Genomic DNA, 6,271 nt, shown 5'->3' on the forward strand with positions numbered 1-6,271 from the left:
ATGTCCCTTGGTGAAAATTGGGACACTAACGGGGCAATCTCTAAAAACTATTGGCGACAACGCACAAAAACTGACAAAAGTCAATATTTCGTAATCTATTGATTTACCTATCGTTGCCTGTTTTGAAGTATTGTAAGTTATTGATATTATGGGACTGTTAATCACTAGGTCGGCGGTTCGAGCCCGTCCGGGGGAGCCAAAAATCAACGCCTTAGCTCTAATTAGACAAATTTTATTGACCGTAGCTAAATCGTAACCGCCGGACTCACTCCCAACAGTACGCAATGCCGAAAACCGATCAACATAGCCGGCAAATGCTCACTGGACAAGTGGGCATAACGGCGAACCATATCGACAGATTCCCAACCGCTTAACTCTTGCAATACATGTAACGGCGTACCGGCTTGTACGTGTCAGCTTGCCCAGGTATGCCGTAAGTCATGCCACTTAAAACTATCAACCCCCGATAGCTGCAACGCTTGACGCCATGCCTTGCTATTCACTTGGACAATGGGCTTGCCTTTGTAGCTGAAAACATGCGTCCAATGCTTGCCCAATTGTTCACGAAGTATCACTACGGCAGGTTTAGATAATGGCACGGATATAGCCCTCCGCGCTTTGGCTTGGTCTGGATGTATCCAGGCACAACGGCGGGTTAAATCTATCTGTGTCCAACGCAAACCCGTTACCTTGGCTTGCCTTAAGCCAGTTTCCAAACTAAACCATACCATTGCTTTTACGTGGCCATGCAATCCAGAAAGTAAGCAATCCGCCTGATCCCTAGTTATCCAGCGTATACGCCGATTCGGTTCGGACAACATCCTGACTTTTGGCGATTTGACTAACCACTCCCATTCGAGCGATGCTTTGCGAAGGATAGAGCGAACGAGAGCAAGCATTCGGTTCACCGTGGCATTGCTAACGCCTGTTTCTAGTTTCGCTTGAGTTATTTTGTCCAAAAGATCACGATTTACTTCATCTAGCCTTAATCCATTGAAATGCTGATCTAGCCAGCGTAGATGCTTTAGGTCGTGAACCCGCGACGCCTCGTGCTGCGTCTCATTCAGCCATCGGACAACGGCATCTTGCCAAAAATAACTAGGTTTAACCCCTAGCCGTATTTGTTCCCATAGATCGGCTTTCAGCCGGTCATGGTATTCTTCGGCGGATTTTCGGTCATCAGTCCCAGTGCTTTTTTGTATTCGTCGTCCGTTGACGTTGATATTAACCCACCATTGATTACTGTCTTTACGTTTGTAGAGCGATATAATTTTACCTCCGTTGGTTTGTCACCCTGCAACGCCAGCGGCGAGTATTGTAACCGTAACCAATCTGTAAGATCAATTCCAGCGTTTACCCACCTTGGCGGCTGGTACATTGCCAGAATGGGCTTTATTGCGTAGCTTTACCTTGTGCATCCGTAATAATTCAGCGGCTTGTTCGAGCGTTAGAGTTTGCATTGTGATAGCTCCTTATCTCGACATTTCCGACAAAGCTGCACCTTAAGATATTCGCCAGATGGTTGAAGCCTGAAAGAAATGATGAAATTTTCTGGATTCGTGATAATAAGACCACAAAAAGGGCATAGTTCACGAAAAGCACCTGAAATAACAGCGTTAAAATCGGGAAAACCTTGTTTCTCTAGTTTTGGTGTTATACGCCTACGGGCGCAACGCTCGGTTCCGCAACTGCTCCACCTAACGCCTCACCCGTAGGCGATGTTGTGTGATTATGAGGTAGGTTTTTCATGTTGCAACCTCCAGGTTATCAAATCCGATATTCTTGTATGGCTCTAGTCGGCGGGGGACGCCCGATCTGACAAGTTGGGAGAGAACCTCGCCACAATCGCCGATATGGACTTGAAGCATGACGTTAATGAGTTTTCCTCCCGCCGTAGATAACCATTCGACTGCACGATCATAGGTTATGGTGGCACCTTTTTGTATGGTCTTGATTCGATTCTGGATAGCAGAAAGAAATTGAAGGCAAGGTTAAGCACCTGCTAGATATTGACCAGGATTCGTTACCACGTCCCAAGGTATGACGCGGGATTTATTACGTAGCTCTACTTCTACGCGAACCCAAGGGCTTGATAGGCTGGCTTCTATTCTGGATAAGAAACTCGACCATTTTGCTCAATAGTGATTCGCCGTTGTTTCTGCAATTCGGAAACAATGCGGTCTTTATCTGCATCGGAGATGCCCCCTTGGAACTGAAACATCGCACCAATTGCGTTCAGTAATGTGACTTTCTTTGTTGGCTTCAGTTTCTACAACCGTTCCGCCACATACTGGACGACTTCTGCTCCAGATGTGTTTATAATTTCTCTCTCTTCAGGGTATTCCTCCTCTTCTTCCTTCCTTGCCAACTGAATTAGAAGCTGTGCCAGTCGGAATTTGTCTCGATAGCTCAACGGCTCGGAAAGTTTTACAATTTCATCGTAGGTCATGTCTTTTAGGCTCTTTGTAGGCTATGGTGTGAATGGTCTAACACAATATAGCAGCCCTTGTTCATAAATATCAACACTATCCATATCTTCGTGTTCTCTGTGGTGAAATAAAGCCGTTGGTTTGAAAACACTGATCAGTTACATTAAATTTAATACTAAAGCAGCTCCTTGCTATAGAAAGTATAGTCCGCACTATAAGGTATCCTTTTCTCTGCGCCTAGATGATTAGCATCGCAAGCTAATGAAGGCGCCACCCCGCCCTGGGTATTGATGCGCTGAATATAACTGGCCTGAGCCAGCAAACCATCGCCTTTATGCCCTGTGACCTCAAGCAACAACCAAGGGGCAGAATTCTTGTCCGGGGCATCGGTTTTTTGGATGACCTTAGCTTTTACGTTACTACCGTCCCGGTACTCCCAGCTTGGCCCAGCGCCGTGACTTCCGACCAAGGCTTGAGTCTGGCTATCAAACAACTTGGCATCAGGCGCTTGCCATTTCCATGTATAAACACCCGCATCGAGTACACACTGGTAAATCTGATCGCCCTTGGCATGGACTGTCAATTGCAACTTATTTCCTTCGGGTACTTTGATTGCGTCCGGTATTGCTGTATCAGCTAAGACCTGTCGGTAACAGAGCGTGAATAAAACAATCGAAAAAACGAGTTTATTGAACATTAATATCTACCAAGGCATGGGTTTGCCATCATATTTAATAAAAGCGCCAGAGTGCGCCAGGGTAAAGTTTTCTATCAACGCACACATACCACCTACACTGGTCTTGGCATCAATTAAGGCATTCGCGCCGCCCATATCTGTTTTTACCCAGCCGGGATGAAAAATCAACACACCGACACCCTGATCCCTTAAGTCGATCGAGATGCTTTTCATCGCGGCATTTAATGCTGCCTTACTTGAGCGGTAAAGGATACTGCCGCCGCTGCCGTTATCGGAAATGCTCCCCATTAAGCTGCTTATGTTAACTATCAGCTTTTTGCTGCCGCGTTTGATTTGCGGCAAAAAGGCTTCCGCCATCTTCATGGGTGACTGGGTATTAATGACCAAGGTGTTAAGCCAGGCTTGGTAGTCCAGTTGTCCGAAACCGTGACGGTCGCCATAGATGCCAGCATTATTGATCAACACATCAATGCTGGTATCCAACAACTTTTTGGACAAGCTATCGATTTGATCGGGATGTGCCACATCTAACGCCTCAACCTGCACAGAGCCATTGCGTTGGCCCAATGCCTTTAACTCACCAGCCTGTCCTGGATTGCGGCAACAGGCAATTACATTCCAACCCTTATCTGCATATTGACGGCAAAATTCCAGGCCCAAGCCGCGATTGGCCCCGGTAATCAAAACTGTTGGCATGGCAACACTCCTCGAATTCTTTCAACAAAATAAACACGACAAGCCTTAACTGTCAAGCAGGACTTAGTTTTGATGCTACATGAGCCTCCTTTCCTGCTTCCAAAGGTGGTTATGTGCGGCTGACCGTTTGCACTCCACCTTCATAGAATATCATCACATGTTGGAATTATCTTATAATCAGCAAAATCAATCATTCAGCCAATACAATCTTATGACAACAAAAACCAATAATCCCCTGTTTGTAGATGCACAAGAGGGGGAGCGCTATTCCTGGTGTACATGCGGCCATAGCCAAACCATGCCGTTATGCGATCATTCCCACAGGGAAAAATCGACAAAAAAATCGTTTAAATTCTTTGCTGAAAAAACAGGACCCATAGCTTTATGCGGTTGCTCCGAAACCCAGACCCCACCTTATTGCGACCAAATCCAGTGTAAAAAATAAAACTCAACTGTTATGGCTATAGAAATTGAACATAAATTTTTGCTTACCAACGATGATTGGCGAGGGCATGTCCAAAAATCCATAAAGTACAAACAAGGCTACTTAAATTCGCAGCCTTCAAGTTCAATACGGATTCGGATTGCCGACAATCAAGGCTGGCTGAATATTAAAAGCGCAACCGTAGGCACGGAAAGGCTAGAGTTCGAGTACGAAATTCCGTTATCTGATGCTGACGAAATCATTAACACCCTGTGTTGTAAACCGTTAATAGAAAAAACCCGGCATTTTGTGCCTAATGACCATAATATGTGGGAAATTGACGAGTTTGAAGGCGACAACAAAGACCTGATTATTGCCGAGATTGAACTCCCAGAAATTGGAAAAACTTTCCTGAAACCACCTTGGCTAGGCGCGGAAGTCACGCACGATTTGCGTTATTACAACAATAATCTGGTCGCCAATCCCTACAAAAAATGGAACAATAAATAGATATTTCATACACCTATTGAATAATATCAATTATTGTTTTATAGTGGATGTATGAAAATAACAACATTTGTTGCATTATTGATACTATCCATCCAGTGCTTTGCAGAAGATATAACCCCTTTCTGTCCAGGCAATTGAGTCGGAATGGGCATCAATTTACTACACCTTGCCTAAATACAGGCAGGGGGAAGCCTATGATGCCCTGCTAAAAAAGACAACGCAACTGGCCGATCAATTTCCCATTGCAGCCGACCCTATTTTTTGGCAAGCTTTAATAATAGCAACGCATGCAGAGCAGCAAGATGGCTTTACTGCACTCAAAACCATTCATAAATCACGGGATTTATTACTTAAAGCCATTAAAATAAACCCACAAACAGCGAACGGTTCCGCCTATGTAACGCTAGCCACACTTTATTACATGGCTCCCAACTGGACGATTGCGTTTGGTGATGCTGAAAAAGCAGAAAAATGTTTCAGGAAGCATTAAAAATCAATCCGAACGGCATTGATGCAAATTATTTTTACGGTGACTTCTTACTGGCAAACAACCAACCCAAAGAAGCGCAAAAATATTTTGAGAGGGCAATATCGGCCCCTTCTAGGGGAGAACAACTCTTTGCGGTCAGCAGACTCAAAGACGAAGTAAAACTTGCGCTTGCCAACACAAAAAATAGAAAAATCAATGGGGTAAAAAATGCGTTTTTATCGCTATTTAATTCGGCAAGCCTAAGATAGCTGAAATATTTACCAATAAGCATTTTTAACCCCACGTTCTAAATACTCTTATATTATTCGCCAGTCTTTTGTTCTATAGGCAGTCAGATTCTGCTAGAATATCGCCCCAGTAACGACCTTTATTTAAAATTTTCCTGGTAACGAATATATATGACTTTTGTAGTCACCGAAAACTGTATTAAATGTAAATTTACAGACTGTGTCGATGTGTGTCCGGTCGATTGCTTTCATCAAGGCCCCAACTTTTTGGTGATCGATCCTGACGAGTGTATTGATTGCACCTTATGCGAGCCTGAATGTCCCGCTAATGCCATCTTTGCTGAAGATGAAGTCCCCGAAGGACAAGAAATCTTTATTGAATTGAATGCCCAACTATCGAAACAGTGGCCTGTCATCACTGAAGTGATGAAACCTTTGCCGGACGCTGATGACTGGAACGGAAAAACAGGAAAATTAGAATTGTTGGAAAAATAACTTGAGAGTATTTACTAAATTAGAAAGATAATGATTAAGATGCCACTAAAAAAGGAGCATTCTGATGATTGTCTGCAAGCATGGTAATGAGGGCGCGATTGTTAAAAACGGCATTGTCCGTGGGAAGCGGCGTCACCAGTGCAAGGATTGCGGTTGTAATTTTGTTGACGGGGACAGAAGGAAGAAGCCCAATGCGGCCATCCGGCGTGCGTTTGCAGTGGTTTTGTGTGCGCTTGGCAAGGGTCCTTATGGTTTTATGGCGAAACTGTCCGGGGTCACGCCTGCTGCGCTGTTGAAATGGGC

Annotated in this window: 11 protein-coding genes; 5 read left to right on the top strand and 6 right to left on the bottom strand. The window is 44.5% G+C overall.

Going from position 1 to position 6,271, the window contains the following annotated elements; all coding sequences use genetic code 11:
- Positions 1-413: 413 nt before the first annotated feature.
- The 5 genes from ACLQ6D_RS12765 to ACLQ6D_RS12785 form a co-directional block, all read right to left on the bottom strand.
- Positions 414-899, bottom strand: a complete 486-nt coding sequence (locus tag ACLQ6D_RS12765; protein ID WP_411727688.1) for a tyrosine-type recombinase/integrase — start codon at positions 897-899, stop codon at positions 414-416.
- Positions 900-1,340: 441 nt separating this feature from the next.
- Positions 1,341-1,460 carry a helix-turn-helix domain-containing protein gene (locus ACLQ6D_RS12770; RefSeq protein WP_411727690.1) on the bottom strand — a complete coding sequence of 40 codons (120 nt, stop codon included), beginning with the start codon at positions 1,458-1,460 and terminating at the stop codon, positions 1,341-1,343.
- 809 nt (positions 1,461-2,269) lie between these two features.
- On the bottom strand, positions 2,270-2,449 hold the full coding sequence (locus ACLQ6D_RS12775) for a hypothetical protein (RefSeq protein WP_411727691.1): 180 nt from the start codon (positions 2,447-2,449) through the stop codon (positions 2,270-2,272).
- A gap of 155 nt (positions 2,450-2,604) precedes the next feature.
- Complete coding sequence (locus ACLQ6D_RS12780; RefSeq protein ID WP_411727692.1) at positions 2,605-3,126, bottom strand: DUF3455 domain-containing protein; 522 nt, start codon at positions 3,124-3,126, stop codon at positions 2,605-2,607.
- A 6-nt stretch (positions 3,127-3,132) separates the two neighbouring features.
- Complete coding sequence (locus ACLQ6D_RS12785) at positions 3,133-3,822, bottom strand: SDR family oxidoreductase (RefSeq protein WP_411727693.1); 690 nt, start codon at positions 3,820-3,822, stop codon at positions 3,133-3,135.
- Positions 3,823-4,033: 211 nt separating this feature from the next.
- Between ACLQ6D_RS12785 and ACLQ6D_RS12790 the strand changes: the two genes are divergently transcribed.
- The 5 genes from ACLQ6D_RS12790 to fdxA all read left to right on the top strand — a co-directional run bounded on the left by ACLQ6D_RS12790 (position 4,034) and on the right by fdxA (position 5,968).
- Positions 4,034-4,267 (top strand): CDGSH iron-sulfur domain-containing protein, encoded by a 234-nt coding sequence (locus ACLQ6D_RS12790; RefSeq protein WP_411727694.1) that lies wholly within the window; start codon positions 4,034-4,036, stop codon positions 4,265-4,267.
- A 12-nt stretch (positions 4,268-4,279) separates the two neighbouring features.
- The gene (locus ACLQ6D_RS12795; protein WP_411727695.1) at positions 4,280-4,756 is read left to right on the top strand and encodes a CYTH domain-containing protein; all 477 of its coding nucleotides are present in this window, start codon (positions 4,280-4,282) and stop codon (positions 4,754-4,756) included.
- Between the two features lie 166 nt (positions 4,757-4,922).
- Positions 4,923-5,246 carry a hypothetical protein gene (locus ACLQ6D_RS12800; protein WP_411727696.1) on the top strand — a complete coding sequence of 108 codons (324 nt, stop codon included), beginning with the start codon at positions 4,923-4,925 and terminating at the stop codon, positions 5,244-5,246.
- Entirely contained in the window at positions 5,228-5,494 is a 267-nt protein-coding gene (locus ACLQ6D_RS12805; protein WP_411727697.1) for a tetratricopeptide repeat protein, read from the top strand. Before ACLQ6D_RS12800 ends, ACLQ6D_RS12805 begins: the two co-directional genes overlap by 19 nt.
- Positions 5,495-5,644: 150 nt before the next feature.
- A complete protein-coding gene (gene fdxA / locus ACLQ6D_RS12810) occupies positions 5,645-5,968 on the top strand; it encodes a ferredoxin FdxA (protein WP_411727698.1) in 324 nt (107 codons plus the stop codon).
- Positions 5,969-6,002: 34 nt separating this feature from the next.
- Here fdxA and ACLQ6D_RS12815 read toward each other — a convergent pair.
- A partial coding sequence (locus ACLQ6D_RS12815; protein ID WP_411727700.1) for a hypothetical protein occupies positions 6,003-6,271 on the bottom strand: 269 nt, incomplete at its 5' end.

Origin of the sequence: Methyloglobulus sp., assembly GCF_046714055.1 — a bacterium.
Lineage (GTDB): Bacteria > Pseudomonadota > Gammaproteobacteria > Methylococcales > Methylomonadaceae > Methyloglobulus.